This window comes from Paenibacillus oleatilyticus, from assembly GCF_018998565.1.
Classification (GTDB): Bacteria; Bacillota; Bacilli; order Paenibacillales; family NBRC-103111; genus Paenibacillus_G; species Paenibacillus_G oleatilyticus.
The window spans coordinates 151,300-166,749 of sequence record NZ_JAHNZO010000004.1 but is presented as its reverse complement, the minus strand read 5'-3'; the positions used below and the strand labels follow the sequence as shown (position 1 = coordinate 166,749).

General features: G+C 56.8%; 12 protein-coding genes. 7 read left to right on the top strand and 5 right to left on the bottom strand.

Annotation, left to right across the window (positions count from 1 at the left end; genetic code table 11):
* Positions 1-6 precede the first annotated feature (6 nt).
* Together KQX66_RS07070 and KQX66_RS07065 are read left to right on the top strand one after the other, a co-directional pair.
* Positions 7-1,416 carry an ABC transporter substrate-binding protein gene (locus KQX66_RS07070; protein ID WP_216791392.1) on the top strand — a complete coding sequence of 470 codons (1,410 nt, stop codon included), beginning with the start codon at positions 7-9 and terminating at the stop codon, positions 1,414-1,416.
* Positions 1,417-1,577: 161 nt separating this feature from the next.
* The gene (locus KQX66_RS07065; RefSeq protein ID WP_216791390.1) at positions 1,578-3,335 is read left to right on the top strand and encodes an endo-1,4-beta-xylanase; all 1,758 of its coding nucleotides are present in this window, start codon (positions 1,578-1,580) and stop codon (positions 3,333-3,335) included.
* A 276-nt stretch (positions 3,336-3,611) separates the two neighbouring features.
* Here the strand turns inward: KQX66_RS07065 and KQX66_RS07060 are convergent, their stop codons facing one another.
* A complete protein-coding gene (locus KQX66_RS07060; RefSeq protein WP_216791388.1) occupies positions 3,612-4,808 on the bottom strand; it encodes an alpha/beta hydrolase family protein in 1,197 nt (398 codons plus the stop codon).
* A 311-nt stretch (positions 4,809-5,119) separates the two neighbouring features.
* Between KQX66_RS07060 and KQX66_RS07055 the strand changes: the two genes are divergently transcribed.
* Together KQX66_RS07055 and KQX66_RS07050 are read left to right on the top strand one after the other, a co-directional pair.
* Positions 5,120-5,656: a PadR family transcriptional regulator gene (locus KQX66_RS07055; protein WP_216791386.1), complete on the top strand. Its 537-nt coding sequence runs from the start codon at positions 5,120-5,122 to the stop codon at positions 5,654-5,656.
* Positions 5,657-5,693: 37 nt separating this feature from the next.
* Positions 5,694-6,548, top strand: coding sequence for a helix-turn-helix domain-containing protein (locus tag KQX66_RS07050; RefSeq protein WP_216791384.1), 855 nt, complete (start codon positions 5,694-5,696; stop codon positions 6,546-6,548).
* A gap of 65 nt (positions 6,549-6,613) precedes the next feature.
* Here KQX66_RS07050 and KQX66_RS07045 read toward each other — a convergent pair whose 3' ends face one another.
* The 3 genes from KQX66_RS07045 to KQX66_RS07035 all read right to left on the bottom strand — a co-directional run bounded on the left by KQX66_RS07045 (position 6,614) and on the right by KQX66_RS07035 (position 9,442).
* A complete protein-coding gene (locus tag KQX66_RS07045; protein WP_216791382.1) occupies positions 6,614-7,294 on the bottom strand; it encodes a DUF2238 domain-containing protein in 681 nt (226 codons plus the stop codon).
* 136 nt (positions 7,295-7,430) lie between these two features.
* Entirely contained in the window at positions 7,431-8,282 is an 852-nt protein-coding gene (erm, locus tag KQX66_RS07040; protein ID WP_216791380.1) for a 23S ribosomal RNA methyltransferase Erm, read from the bottom strand.
* Positions 8,283-8,545: 263 nt separating this feature from the next.
* Positions 8,546-9,442, bottom strand: coding sequence for an AraC family transcriptional regulator (locus KQX66_RS07035; RefSeq protein WP_216791377.1), 897 nt, complete (start codon positions 9,440-9,442; stop codon positions 8,546-8,548).
* A 116-nt stretch (positions 9,443-9,558) separates the two neighbouring features.
* Between KQX66_RS07035 and KQX66_RS07030 the strand changes: the two genes are divergently transcribed.
* From KQX66_RS07030 to KQX66_RS07020, 3 genes are all read left to right on the top strand, one after another.
* Positions 9,559-12,060, top strand: a complete 2,502-nt coding sequence (locus KQX66_RS07030; RefSeq protein WP_216791374.1) for a glycoside hydrolase family 2 protein — start codon at positions 9,559-9,561, stop codon at positions 12,058-12,060.
* A gap of 22 nt (positions 12,061-12,082) precedes the next feature.
* The gene (locus tag KQX66_RS07025) at positions 12,083-13,234 is read left to right on the top strand and encodes a glycoside hydrolase family 88 protein (protein WP_216791372.1); all 1,152 of its coding nucleotides are present in this window, start codon (positions 12,083-12,085) and stop codon (positions 13,232-13,234) included.
* A gap of 148 nt (positions 13,235-13,382) precedes the next feature.
* Complete coding sequence (locus tag KQX66_RS07020; protein WP_216791370.1) at positions 13,383-14,048, top strand: DNA-binding response regulator; 666 nt, start codon at positions 13,383-13,385, stop codon at positions 14,046-14,048.
* Positions 14,049-14,344: 296 nt separating this feature from the next.
* Here KQX66_RS07020 and KQX66_RS07015 read toward each other — a convergent pair whose 3' ends face one another.
* Positions 14,345-15,286 carry a helix-turn-helix domain-containing protein gene (locus tag KQX66_RS07015; protein ID WP_216791368.1) on the bottom strand — a complete coding sequence of 314 codons (942 nt, stop codon included), beginning with the start codon at positions 15,284-15,286 and terminating at the stop codon, positions 14,345-14,347.
* Between the last annotated feature and the right edge of the window lie 164 nt (positions 15,287-15,450).

Genomic DNA, 15,450 nt, shown 5'->3' with positions numbered 1-15,450 from the left:
AGAGCCATGAATCGGAGCGGAACGACAAGAACTCGGAGGAACAAGCTGCTGCTCCCCCTGCTGGCGGGCACGCTGGCTTGGAGCGCGGCCGGCTGCAACGATGCGCCGGCTGCGGCCCCGCCGGAACGGACGAAGCTCAAGGTGGCTTATTTCAACCAGGAAGCGTTTGACAGTGAGTACGGCGATTATTTTACGGCCAAATTCCCTGAGCTTGAAGTGGAAGTCGTCGCAACTGATGATACGATGGCCCGCGGCAATAATCCGCAGAAAGAAATGGACAAGCTGCTGGACGAGCAAAAACCGGATCTCATTATTACGAGGTCCGGGGAATATCAGCAGCTCGCGGCGGCGGGCAAGCTGTACGAGTTGGATTCGTTGATCAAGCGGGACAAATTCGATATCGAAAACATGCATCCGGCCGTCATCGATTATTTGCGGACCAAGGGCGGGGGCAAGCTGTACGGGCTTGCCCCTCGATTTTCGACCTCGGTGCTGTACTACAATAAAGGGCTGTTCGACGAGTACAAGGCTCCTTACCCGAAAGATGGCATGACTTGGGACGACCTGTTCGAGCTGGCAGGCAGATTCCGCGGCGCCAAGAACGGGAAGGACCCGATTTACGGACTTCATCAACCGTTTATGAACTCAAGGTTTGGGATGGTCCGGTCGGTGGGGTGGAATGTGGGACTCCGTGAGACGGATGATGAGGGACGTACTGTCACGATCGATACGGAGGCTTGGCAGAAGGTATTCTCACAGATGACGGAAGCCTGGAAGAACGGCGATATGCCCATGATTGGCGGGAAGGACAACCAAGGCGGCCGGGATAAGGAGGATGTCGTTAGTACCGATTTGTTCAGTCAGGGACGGGCGGCGATGACCATAAGCGGACCGTCGCAGATCAGGCGGCTGCAGGAGAGCGGCTCCAAGATCGATTGGCAGATCGTGCAGCCGCCTTCGCTGGACGGCAGAAGCTCGTGGCAGCAGGACGTTTACCTGCATCCGATTTTTGCGATCGGCGCAGGGTCCGGGCAGGTGGACAAGGTTTGGAAGATCGTCCGCTATTTCAACAGTGCGGAAGCGGCCAAAATCGAAACGAAGACGTCCATTTCGCCGCTGACGCCGACCCGCTCGGGCTTCGTCAATACGGTAGACGGCCGCAGCATGGAGCCATTTTACCAAGTGAAGTATGACGATACGCTTGGATCGGGAATAGAAATGAAGCCGAATACCCCCGCGCGTTTTTACTGGGAATTCGATAAGAAGGCGGACGAGCAGATCGAAAGGATTATGACCGGAAAATCGACGGTGCGGCAGGCGCTGCAGCAGCTTCAAAAGGAAGGCCAGCAGGTGCTGGATGAAGCATGGCTGGCGGAGCCTCCGGAATCGGAGACGGGTGAAGGATCGGCAAAATAGCGCTGCCTGCCATCCGTCATCAAAGTAGCAAAGCCCAGCGACTTGTGCGCTGGGCTTTGTTTTGTGCAAAACCATCGTAAAAAAAGACATAGGAAAACCTGGAAGGGCGACTTATAATTGGGTTATTATGACCAATTCATAATAGGGGAAGGGGTTTATTGATGATGACGAGAAGCAAACGAAGCTTCAAGCTCGGCGCAGTATCTTTGCTGCTGCTGCAGCTTCAGCTTGTTTCCGCAATGCCGGGGGCCGCTTCGGCCGAAGCAGCCGATGTGCCGTTGGCTCCTGCTACAATCGATTTGATTCGGGGACACGATTGGACCCGATTTTCGGGGGCAACTGTGGCCGGCGATGAAGTGACTGTTACCGGAATCGGGCGGGCTATCATCCCTTGGGGCAACGATTTGTCGCAGCCGACGGTCAGCAATCCGCCGATCAATTTGCGCGGTCCGGTTTTGAACATATCCGGAGATTTTTCGGTTAGCTTTCAAATCGCCTCCTCCCCCGGTAAAAGCGCGGGACTCCAGCTGTACGGTTCGCTCCCGGTCATCCAGGACGAATGGCGGCAGGAAGGCAAGGCGGTATCGGTTATGTTGAAGAACGGTAAGCTGACGGCCGCCGTCTATAACGGCTCTTCCGCAGTACCGAAGAAAGCGGCTTTCAATTATACATCGGCCGGAACGCTCGATGTCCGGCTGCTGGTCAAGAGTGGCAAGCTCGCGTTTTACGTAAATCAGGCCAAAGTCGGAGAAATGGCGGACCCCGGAGTGTTCGCGGACGGCAAAGTGTATTTCGGCGCCGATGCGGACGTTGGCAGCTCGTTTACGCTCAGGTCGCTGACGGCTCTAGCGGAAGGCAGTGCCTCGGCGGTAACGGTAAGCGATCTCGGGATCGCTGCCGTGCCGCAGAGTGCGGACTCGTTGCGGGCACTGGCGCGGACGAATGCGCCGCACCTGAGCATCGGCACGGCTGCGGCCGTCATCCCGACCATGACGGATTCCGCTTACCGAAGCATTCTGGGACGGGAGTTCAGTATCCTGACTCCGGAAAACGACATGAAGTTTCAGTTCATTCATCCGCAGCGGAACGTCTACGCTTTCGCGGAAGGGGACAGCTTGGTCGAATTCGCGGAACGGAACGGCATGGCCGTACATGGTCATGCGCTGGTCTGGAGCGAGGCGAATCCCCGTTGGCTCACGCAAGGCAACTACAGCGCCACCGAGCTCCAGGCCATCATGGAGGAGCACGTGAAGACGGTGGTCGGACGGTACAAGGGCAGAATCAAGGAGTGGGACGTCATCAACGAACCGCTCAAGGACGAGAAGTTTAACGTCAATTTCGGCTTGCGGGATTCGATCTGGTTCAAGGCGATGGGCGAAAAGTTTCTGGACATCGCGCTGCGTGCCGCTCACGAGGCTGACCCGGATGCCAAGCTGTACATCAACGAGTACGGCTGCGAGGCGGAGGACGACAAAGCGGACGCGCTGTATAAGCTCGTCCAGCGGCTCCAGTCGCGCGGGGTGCCTCTGCACGGCATCGGCTTTCAGGTTCACGAAGATATCGGCAAAGACAGCGACGGGACGTACGATCCCGTATCGGCTAGCGAGTTCAAGCGCACGGCCAAACGGTTTACCGATCTTGGCCTTGAGGTGCGGGTATCGGAGCTGGACGTGAACATGCACGGCAAGGTCACGAACACGCTGCGCAGCAAGCAGGCAGAGTATTTCAAATCGATCCTGGCGCTGACCAAAGCGAATAACCGGTTTACGTCCTACGCCATGTGGGGATTTACCGACCGCTATTCGTCGCTTCAGCCTGAGGGCGAATATAACGTATTCGGCAACGGACTCATCTACGACGAGCATTATGCGCCGAAGCTCCCGTACCGCAAAATAAACGAAGCGCTGCAAAGCCCTTAAGCACGGGCTTCGGCGCTTGTTGAGAAACCCGCTTCGCAGAGAAAACTCTCTGCATACGCCGGTGGGGTATATCCCTCCAGCCGCTCTTGAAACCCGTGAACTTGATTAGAATTTGCGGTATTTTCTCGGGTTTCAAAGGCGAACGTAAACTCTTACGGGACATACCCCACCTCTATTGGTCTGAGATTTCTCTTCAAGGGAGTCTCAACACTCTGAACGCTCTGGATTTTCTCGGAGCGTTTTTTTTGTGGTCGGACGAGAGGATGGCTCCCCGCCTCATTGTTTCAGGCTGCCGAGACCATCCATCACATCGTCCAGCCACTCGAAGACGCGTTGATTAAACAGGAGCAGCGCCCCGAATTGGCAGTGCTCTTCGCCGCCATCTTCCGCCGTGAAGAGCATGAACGTTTTGGGGCAGGTAAGCGCCTCGTACAGCTTCATCGGTTGGCCGGCGAAGAAATGATCGGCCTCGGCTTCGCAGACGAGCATGGGACATTTAATTTTGTCGGCAACGCCCTCCAGCGTGAACGGCTGCGTTTTCTCAATCAGCTCCAGGAACGTCTTCGCCTGGAAGGTGAACCGGCCGTTATCGACAGCCCAGCGGACGCCGGTGTTGTTGTTCATCAGTTCCTGGATAAAGCTTTCCAGCTTGGCCGGTTCATTAAAGTCCACGTTTGCTCCCTTGGGGGCCATTTCGCCGAATTGGAAAGTGAACAAGCCGTCGTTCGCGATACAAGCGGCAAGGCGATGCTCATAGGCTGCGGCCCGCGGCGCCAAAAATCCTCCCAGACTGATGCCCATCAGAGCGATCCGCTGCTTATCCACTTCCGGCCGGGTATGCAAATAATCGACGACCGGCGTGAGCACTTTCTCCCAATCGTGGCGGAACGGAATGCGCTGCAGCCGAATTGTGGCACCTTGTCCCGGCCCTTCGAACGTCAGGCAGTTGTAGCCCCGCTGAAGCGCCGCCGCCGCGCCGCCGAAATAAAGCTCCTCTCCCGTGGAATCGTAGCCGCCGTGAATAATTAAGGTTGGCCGTGGCGCGTCATCCACACGGTAAAAATATCCCGACAAGCTTGTCCCTTCATAAGGAATCTCCACCTGCTCCACAGGCCAATCCATCAGGGGAATCGCTTGATGGAACGTGCTCCGGCTTTTTTCCCACGTTTGGAGCATGCGAGGGTCATCCGGGTTGCCATGCAGGAAAAACTCCGCCGTACGGTAATAGTTGGAAGCCCGCAAGAACGACTCCCGCGCGCTGATCCGCTTGCCCCGCGCCAAGCTTTCGGCAGCTTGGGCATGAACGCGCTCCGCCGTTTTGTACCATTCGGCATACCAGCTCTCAAAATTGCTCTCCTCGATCCGGTAGCCGGTCGCCAGACATTCACCGATATCCGCGCCGCCATAAGGGGCATAGCTCAACGTACGCAGCAGCTCGAAGGAAAAGGTAGGATCTTGAAAAATAAGTTTCATTACAAATTTCTCCTTTGTCATGGTTGATGAGAGTAGATCATTCTATAGGTCAAAATTAACCTAGGTCAAATATAACTCATAAATTTTAATTTGTAAATAAAAAAATAGGTTAATTTTAACCTATAGTGATTGTTGAGGAAGTGAGCTTTTGCAAAAATAGAGAAGCAAACGGAAGTGGATACCCTACCCCAACGTAACCTCTATTATCCCATTTGAACACTTTCTCAACACTCTGAAATAGGTTATTTTTAACCTATCGGACAATGTGGTAATATGGAGAAATCAAGGCCAAATGCAGAGGAGTTGTCTTCATGTCCATTCGTTATGCTTTGCTTTCCTTATTGGCGCGCCAGCCGCTAAGCGGTTACGATATCAAGCAGCAAATGAACGACCGGTTCGGTCCCTTCTGGAAAGTGGGCAGCAATCAGGTGTATCCCGAATTGTCCAAAATGGAAGGAGAAGGCCTGGTCAAGCTGCAAGGCATCGAGCAGCAGGCCAACCGTCCGGCCCGTAAATTGTACGAAATTACGGAAGCCGGCCGGGACGCCCTCATCCAGTGGACGCTCGAATCGGGAGAGCTGGAAAGAATCCGCGACGATTTTTTGTTGAAGGCTTATAATATTTGGCTTGTCGATCCCGAGCGGATGATCGGACGACTCGAGGAAACCAAGAGGCAGCATGAAGAAAGACTGGCGGCGTATGAAAAAAAGGTCGCGGAGCTGGAGACCATGCTGACCACGTCCGACAGCAGGGACCCGATTGCTGCTACCATCTCCGTCGTCGAATTCGGCATTCGATATGAGCGCCTCTATATGGACTGGTGCGATCGACTAATCAAAAAAATGTAGCGCCAAGCAGCATTCCGGCGCGAGGAGCGGCTCTGCGATGGACTCTAATCAGCTTCAACGAATGCGCAGCTATTTGGACAATACGCAAATGACGGTGACGATGGCCTATTACTCCAAGGTGGGGCCGAATTGGCGGAGCATCAACGAGCTGCCGGATGTGAACCGGCTCTATTATATACGTGAAGGGGAAGGGTGGATTCGGCTGCGCGATCGGCTCTACCACCCGAAGCCGGGGCAATTGCTGCTGCTGCCGGCAGGAATGCGGCTATCGTTCGGCCGGCTCGGCGACAACGGCTTCGGCAAATATTGGTGCCATTTTACGGCAACGGTGGGAGACGTGAACCTGTTTCAAATGCTGGAGCTGCCCTACTGCATCGATGTCCGGGACGAAGCGGGGCTTGAGAAGCAGTTCGAGGATTTGATCGGACTGTACAACAATCCGTCGCTGACGGCTCCGCTGCGCATCAAATCGGTGCTGCTGGAGATCGTTTCCGGGTATATGGAAGAAGTGCTGGAGCGGGAGCGGGGGCTGCGGCTTGCGCCGATGTCCGAAACGGGAAAAATCAACACGGTGCTCCACTACGTAGACGAGCATCTGCAGGAACGGATCACGGTTGAAGAGCTGGCGCGGCTCGTACATTTTCACCCCAATTACTTCATGCAATATTTCAAAACGATGCTGGGGCTTTCCCCGATCGCCTACATTAACCGCAAGCGGATGGATAAAGCGAAGGAGCTGCTGTCCGCAACCGAATGGACCGTGACGGATATAGCCGAGAAGATCGGCCTTGAGCTGTACTATTTCTCCCGCGTCTTCAAGAAGCAGACCGGTCTGTCCCCGAGCGAATACCGCAAGCAATTCGCAAGGCGCGGTCCGGCGGCAGAGGAGTAGACGTTGGGGCATCCCTGCAAGCGGGGCGGAAGCCGAAGATTCGGGCCCCGCTGCAGAACGCTGAATCAGGAATGTGAAGGCGCCGTGTGCTTTGTTTTTCGCAGGATGATGGCGAGAGTGATCATGGATAGCAGAGCCCCGGTAAAGCCTAAGCTCATATCCTTCTGCGTATCGAACACATCGCCCTGCAGCCCGACATAGTCGGCTCCGGCTTGTCCGGCCACGAGAGCGGCCCCCATCTCCACGTTTTCGAACAACGCGCTGCAACCGAGCATCGTCATGACCGGAATCCCGTAAGACCAAAAATTGCGCAGACCCGCAGCCCGAGTAAGCAGTTCCCGAAGCGGGTAGGTAAGAAGCAGACCGAACAAGAAGTGCACGACCCGGTCGAAGTAGCTTCTTTGCAGTTGAAACGAAGCTTTCAGCCACTGATCGACCGGCGTGTTCTGATACGTATAGTGAGCCGCGAAGGTATGTGCGCAAAGGAATAGAAAGATCAGCAAATAAGATAGATTCGAGAAGCGGAATGCTTTGTACGTAAACAGCAGGGTGAAAAAAGCCGCAACAACAAGAAGGTTTTCCATCAGCCATTGGATCCGGTCGGTCGGCGAGATCGCCATGACGATCCAAAAGACAACAAAGACAGCGAGCAGCAGATGCAAAATAATGTTGCGGGAAAACGGTATATCAGGGTCCGTCAACCAGTTGGTCCCCGTCCCGCCGCGAACTGCGGATTGTCGAGCCATTGCAGCTTCTCCCTTCGGTGTTTCATGGTGACCGGCTGTTTCCAGCCGGTTCGGACGACGTTCGTAGTATTGGCAAAATTGTAAATGTCATACCTCAATGGGTTCACTTACTCGGTCATTCCGGAAGGGCTGACGCTTACCGCTTGGACAAGCCGCCTGCCTTGGGCCACCGGTATGGCTCGACATAGCGGATCATCGTCTCGAAGACGTCGGCCCACTGCCGCTCGTTCAAGCTGCCGACCGGCACGCTCCGGTCCACCCGCAGCAGCTTGACGAGATGCTTCAGCTGGGCCGGGGTAAACCATGGCCCGAGCGCAGCGTGCAGCGGGGTGCCGGGTACCCGGAGCGCTTGCGTGACGAGCCCCATGAAGCGGGCATGGTCGCTCGGCCGCACGAGCGGCTCCTTTTTGCGGCGTACGGTCAGGATCGCGCATTGCACCCGGGGCGGGGGCGAGAAGCAGTCGGGCGATACCGGCTCGGCGAGCTTCAGATCGAACTGCATGCGCCATCCCAGGATGCGCGCCTGCGTGACCGGATCGGCCGTAAAGCGGCGGGCCGCCCCGAGCTCGACGATCAGCACGCCATGCCGGAACGGGACGGCGGGATGATCCATCAGCCTGCCGAGCACCGCCGTTGTAATGGCAAAAGGAATGTTGGCTATGACCCCGAAAGGCTTGCGGGGAAGCGGCATTTCCAGAAAGTCGGCCTCGATGAGCCGGATGCCTTCCGCTTCTCCGAGCTTGCCGCGGAGCTTCTCGGCGAAACGGGGGTCGTTTTCGATGGCGAGCACCTGCCAGCCTTCTTGGGCGAGCGGAAGCGTCAACGCTCCGGCTCCCGCCCCGATATCCAGCACAAGCGGCTGGGGTGAGAGGCGGGCAAGCTCGATCATGCGGCGGACAAGCGATGTATCGCGAATCAGGTGTTGGCCTGAAAAGTTGGAAGGGGTAAAACGCCCCGCTTGACGGGACGGACGTTTATTTTTTGGCATGACAAATATGCACCTCATTCATTCGTTTTGTGGGAATGAAAAAGGTACAGCACAAATAAACCCGGGCCAGAAGCTTTTTCAGCCGGGATTATGTGTTCTGTACCTCACATTACCGTAAACGCATGAATTGAACGCACATTTGGATGCACATGAAAAAATACCTCGTAATTCATTAAAGTCAAAAGGCTCATGAGCCTTTTTAAAGTATAGCATGGCAGGAAAAGGAACGCCATCCATAAGGCGTGGCACGTTCCATCCAAAGATCAAGGTTTCCGCTTGCTGTCCGCTTCGTACGGTTCCCGTTTGAACCGGTTCGGCGTGAGGCCGACCTGCTTCTTGAACAGCTGGCAAAAATACGAAAAATTGCCAAGCCCGACCGCACGGCCGATGTCCTGCACCGGTTTGTCGGTGGTCCGCAGCAGCCAGCACGCTTGCCGGATGCGACGCGCCGTCAAATATTCGGTGATGCTGCTGCCTACCGATTGCCGGAAGACGGCGGATACGTGATTCGGGGACAAATGAATCTCCTGCGCGAGCCGTTCCAGCTCGAAGGGCTCCATGTAATGCTTTTCGATCCAAGCCATAATTTTCTCGGCGGTAGCCGATGCTTTAGGCAGTGCGGGTCGCTCCGTCAGCGGCGAGCCGGCCGGTTCCGCTGCCGATTTCAAGTGATGCACGAACGCGGTCAGAAACAGCAGTTGCTCTTCCAGCAGCAGCTCGGCATCTTCCTTGGGCGCAAGGCGGGGAAGATGGGAGCGGAGCAGCGCGTCCATGGCGGCGGGGTCCGGCGTCCGGTACACCTGGGGGGCCAGCGGGTCTTTCCACAGTGATTGGAAAAAAGTCCGAAGTCCGGGAAACGGAGTGAGCGTCTCGTCGAGCACGGCAGGCTCGAAGACGAACAAGGAGCGGACATACGGCTGCTTGGGCAGCTCGCCGATCCGGATGCGATGCAGCTGAAACGGCTTGAAGCAAAAGACGGTGCCGGGCGACATCTGGAAGATTTGTTGTTCTACAACGGCCGTTCCTTGCCCCTCATGGACATATAAAAGCTCCATTCCCTGATGCGCGTGGTAGATTTCGACGAACTCGTTCGTCCGGTCTTTGTAAAACGATAGCTGCACGGGATGACGATTCAGGTTCAAGTAGTTCATCTGCTTCATGCGATGACCTCCACCGTAATATAGCAACATTTTATCATAAGAGCGCCAAACTATGCGGGCGTTTTTTTTGTTATGCTGAAAGCATACTTTATTGGCGCGAAAGGGATGGCCTCATAATGATCAAACAGCGGTTAATCGAAGCATGGGAGCATTACCGGGGCAGCCTCGGCGGTCCGTGGGAAGTATGGCGGGCCGACAAGCTCCAGAATCACTACAATGTACCGTGGCACAAAGTGGAGCTGCCGCATACGTACAATGCACTCGACGTCATGGACCCGGACGGCAAATATTATCAGGGGCAGGGCTGGTACCGGACGAAGCTCGCGGTGAACAATCCGTATCCGAACGGGCGGACGCTGCTGCATTTCGAAGGCGCCGGACAGCGTACCGATGTCTATGTGTACACGAGCAAGGTCGGCTCGCATCTCGGAGGCTATGACGAGTTCACGGTCGACATCACTGAGGCAGCGGCCGAAGCGGCGGGCATTGAGCGGTATCAAGGGCTGGTCCCGGTAGCGGTTGCGTGCGACAACAGCCGGGAGCTGGAGACGATTCCGTCGGACGCGAGCGATTTTAACCTGTATGGGGGCATTTACCGGTATTTGAATCTCGTGTATGTGCCTGCCGTGTCGCTTGCCCGGGTTCATGTGGAAGCGGATACGGGCAGTTTGGCGGCGGGGGATGGGAAGCAGAGCTGTACCGTGAAGGTCAGAGCCAAGCTGTACAATCCGAATGCGCAGCGGGAGAGCCTCAAGCTGACGATCCGGCTGACGGACCACGAAGGGGCCGTGCTTGCCGAATCGAGCGTGAGCTGCCTGCCTTGGGAGGGCGAGAAGGAGCTGGCGGTCTACGAGCTGGCCGATCCGCACCTGTGGAGCACGGACGACCCGTACCTGTACGGCTGCACGGTTCGGGCGGAAAGCGTACACGGCGAGACGGAGCTTGCGGAACGATTCGGCGTCCGGTATTTCGAGTTTGTCGATCACGGCCCGTTCAAGCTGAACGGCGAGCGGCTTCTGCTTCGCGGCACGCATCGGCACGAGGATCATGCGGGTGTCGGACCGGCGATGACCGAGGAGATGATCCGCTGCGAGATGCAGCTCATCAAGGAGATAGGCGCGAACTTCATCCGCCTCGGCCATTACCAGCAGTCGCGTATCGTGCTGGAGCTGTGCGATGAGCTGGGCATTCTCGTCTGGGAGGAGATCCCATGGTGCCGCGGCGGTCTTGGCGGCGACAGCTACCGGCAGCAGTGCCGGGACATGCTGACGGCGATGATCGAGCAGCATTACAATCATCCGTCGGTCATTCTGTGGGGCCTAGGCAACGAGAACGATTGGGAGTGCGATTTCGACTATTTCGATCAGGAAGACATCCGCCGGTTCATGAAGGAGCTCCACGATCTGTCGCATAAGCTCGACCCGGGACGGCTGACCGCGATCCGCCGCTGCGAGTTTTGCAAGGACATCGTCGACGTGTATTCGCCTTCCATCTGGGCGGGCTGGTACCGCGGCATTTACACCGATTACGAAGCGAGCTGCCGCTCGGCGTTCGATAATGTGCGCTCATTCTTCCATATGGAGTGGGGCGCGGACAATTTGCCGACCCGGCATGTGGAGAAGACGTACACGGGCTTCGAATTTATTCCCCGCGGCGACGGCACGACGGACGAGCGCGACGGCGATTACCTGCTGACCGGTGGCGAGCCGCGCGTCTCCCGGGACGGCGATTGGTCGGAGACGTATTTTTGCGAAATGATCGACTGGTATTTAAAGTCGCAGGAGCATATGGATTGGCTGACCGGGGCGGCGCAGTGGTCGTTTAAAGATTTTGCGACGCCGGTGCGTCCGGATTCGCCGATTCCGTATTTGAACATGAAGGGGATCGTCGAGCGCGATTTTACGAAAAAAGAAGCTTACTACGTCTTCCAATCGTATTGGGCGACGAAGCCGATGGCCCACATCTACGGGCATTCCATGCCGGTACGCTGGGGCGCTCCGGGCGAGCGGAAGACGATCAAGGTGTATTCCAACTGCGTGGAGGCGGAGCTGTTCCTGAATGGGCGGAGCCTCGGCGTGAAGAAGCGCGATTCGCAAAATTTCCCCGCGGCAGGCTTGCGCTGGGAGACGGTGTTGGAAGCGGGCATGAACCATGTGAAGGTCGTTGCGGTCAAAGACGGCGTCACTGTGGAGGACGAAGTGACTTTCGAATACCAGACGGAAGTCTGGGGCGCTCCTGCGGAGCTGCGGCTGACGGCCGAGCCGCAGGAGGACGGGCGGGTTTATGTGGAAGCACGGGCCTACGATGCCCATGGCGTGTTCTGCCCCGACGCGGCGAGCTTCGTCCGCTTTGGTCTTGCGGGGGACGGCCGGCTGCTGGACGGTCTCGGCACGATCCGCGGTTCGCGGCTGGTTCAGCTCGCCACGGGGCTGGCCGGGATTTACGTCGATCCGCAGGGTGGCTTGCCGGCGGGCATCTCGGTCACGGACTTCGTTACGGCCGGAGGTCCGGCAGCGTCGCTGGTTGGTGGCGGCGGAAAGTCCGGGGCAGAGCATTCACGGGTATCGGTGGTGAGTGCGGCGTGCGAAGGGATGGCTACGGCATTTATTACGATTTGATTCCGGAGGAGGAGTTTCACGCATGACAGCGATCGATACGAGCAAGTGGACGCAGGCGTCCGATCTGAAGGCGGCGCTCCCGGCGATTTGGGACGCTTTGCAGGTGAAGGTGGACCGAATGATCGGGCAGCTTGGAGAAAAATCGCCGCACGTGGCCAAAGCCGACGGTCTGTACGACGATATGCGGCTGGATTGGTGGACGGCCGGCTTCTGGCCGGGCATTCTGTGGATCATGTACGACATGACCGGAAAAGAGCACTACCGGGAAGCCGCATGGCCTTGGGACGAAAAGTTCGAGCAAAAGACGATTCAAGACAACAATTTTCACCACGACGTGGGGTTCCAGTTTCTTCCTAGTTCCGTCATCAAATACAAGCTGACCGGCGACAAGGACGCCAAGCGCCGCGGCTTGCAGGCTGCGAACTTCCTCGCGGGACGGTTTAATCTTGCGGGCAGCTTCCTGCGCGCGTGGAATCAAGATAAGACTGGCTGGTCGATCGTCGATTCGTCGATGAACCTGTCCATCTTGTTCTGGGCGGCACAGGAGATCGGCGATCCCCGCTTTGATCATATCGCCAGAGCGCATGCCGATACGGTAATCGATAAGTTCATCCGCCCGGACGGTTCGGTGAACCATATTCTCAGCTTCGACCCGCAAACGGGCGAGCTGATCGAGCCGCTCGGCGGCCAAGGCCATGGGCCGGACTCGTCCTGGAGCCGCGGCGCTTCGTGGGCGCTGCACGGCATGGCGAACACGTACCGCTACACGGGCGACAAGCGGTATTTGTATGCGGCGCAGCAGGTGGCGCATTACTTCCTGGCCTGCCTGCCGGACGACCACGTGCCGCATTGGGATTTTCGCGCCGCCGACCCGCTCGACGGCGAGCCTCGCGATACGTCGGCGGCGACGTGCGCCGTTTCCGGCCTGATCGAGCTGGGCGCGGTGCTCCCCGGGGTTGAAGGCGCGGTGTATCGCCGCGCAGCGGAGCGCATTCTGCTCTCGCTGACGCAGCATTACGCGACGTGGGACCGTCTCGAGCACGAAGGCATTCTGCTCGAAGGCACGGGCAACAAGCCGGCCGGGCAAAATATCGACGTCTCGTTGATCTACGGAGATTATTATTACGTAGAGGCTATCGCGAAACTGCTTGGCTGGCAGAACCGGATTTTTTAAGCGACGAGGGAGGGGGCTACCTCCGCGTCTTGCTTGTTGGTGCTTGATTCGTTATGATAAGGGATACGAATTGGTTGTGAAGCACACACCGTCCATCTCCGTAATGGGGATCGGGCGGTTTTTTATTTTTCCGGAGGTGGACTGAGGGATGAGATTTCAAGACGCTTACGAAGCTTTTTTGGATGCGCATGTGCAGTCGGCAGCGGGTGAGAGGCTGCGGCGGTTGAAGGAGGGGCTTGGGCATGCGGAGAAGCTTTTTCTGCAGGAAGTGTGGTGGCCGGCTGTCGGACGTTTTGAACACCTGCATCCGGAGTTTGAGGTTCATGACTTCAAGGATGGAACCCGCTACTTGGATTTTGCCTATCTGCGCCCGCCGTTCAAAGTATGCTTCGAAATCGACGGCTACGGTCCGCACAGCCGGGATGCGAGCCGCTGGCAATTTGCCGATCAGCTTGTCCGGCAGAACCATCTGGTGATTGACGATTGGAAGGTGTTTCGCTTTGCTTACGACGATATAAAAGAGAAGCCGAGGCGCTGTCAGCAAATGATCCAGCAGCTGATGGGCAGATGGTTCGGGGACGAGAGTGTGCCGATCGCGTTGACCCTGAAGGAGAAAGAAATTGTGCGATTGCTCGTTCATAAGCAGCGGCGGGTGACCCCTGCGGAAGTGAGCCAGCACTTAGGGGTAAGCGTGCGGTATGCGCGGGAGCTGTTGCAGAGCCTCTTGAAGCGACAGGTGCTTGTGTCGGCTTCGGGCACCTTGCGCGTTCGGGCTTACCTGCTGAATCCGCACGGGAAGCCGATGTTTTTGTAGCGGGAGTAGGTTTCTAGCTGGTTGTTGGGGAATAGAACACTTGAGATGCGCTATTTGTTTCTTTTGGCGGGGCGCCGAAATGTAGCGGAACTGAGATGCTTTATACGTGTCGAAAAATGTGCATGTGGCGCGGACGGAGGCTGATAGAGGAAGTGTACTTCCTCTATTTTCGCAGACACCCCTAGTTCGGAGGGAATAAGTTACTTGAGTTCCTTTATTTTGTACGGGCACTCTTTCGCCATGCGCCGTATGGATGATTCGCTCTGCCCCTCATGCGTCGTAGGCCCGTCCATAGCTTACGCCTGCGGTGCGGCTTCGCTCACGCCGACGCCGGCTTCGCCGCGCATTCGCTGCTTGAACTCTTTCGGCGAGCAGTGATTGTGCCGCTTGAACAGCTTGTAGAACTGGGCCATGTTGGGGATGCCGACCTCGAAGCCGACCTCGACGATGCTCAGATCGCGCGTCAGCAGCAGGCGTTCGGCTTTTTTTACGCGCTTGTAGTTGACGTAATCGACGAAGGAAAGGCCCATGACCTTCTTGAAATACTTGATGAAATAGTGGTAGCTCAGGTTCAGCAGCCCGCACATGTCCTCCACGGCGATTTTCTCGCTCAGATGCCGGTCGACGTAATCGAGCGCCGGGCGGAGCCGGGTCAGCTCGGTTTCCTCCGTGCCGCCGAGCACGCCCGCCGTGTCGCTGCGCATGAGCAGCAGCATCAGCCGCTTGATCGAAGCGCTGATGGCCAGCTCGTAGCCGCGCATCCGGCTTTGGGATTCAGCGAAGATATCCATGATGAGCGCGTACGCTTCCTGCCGCGCTGCATCATGGTCGCGAAAAATATAATTCAGCTTCCACAGCGGCTGCGTCAGCTCCGAGAAGCAGTGCAGGTAAGGCATTGTGCTTTGGTCGAAATGCTGGGATAAATCGACCTGAAATACAATATAGCGAAGCCTCCCCGGATCGAGCTTGGCCGTCCGGTGGAGCTGCGAGGACCCGAGCACGATCAGATCGCCGGGACCGATGACGGTGTACTCGTGCTTCGTCTGGATGCCGAGCCGCCCCTCGATGATGGCTAGAAACTCCACTTCCTTGTGGTAATGCCACCGGCATTTCTCCGAGAGGCCGTGGTAGGGCGAATCCGAGAGAATTTCCCATATTTTTAAGAACAGCAGCGGGTTCTGGTAAATAACCTCCTCCTCGCTGGCCGTTTCCATTGGCATTTCGACGACGGTTTTCATCGCTTCGCAGGCGCACCTCGCTTCAGTGTATACAATAGCGGTAAGCCATTTTTGAATAGATAGGTCTATAGCCTCTCTAGGCACATTCCGCAATTCAGTATATCACGAAACAGACGTCGATGGCAGTTTTGCATACAGACGAAACAGGATTGGGAATATCTTTT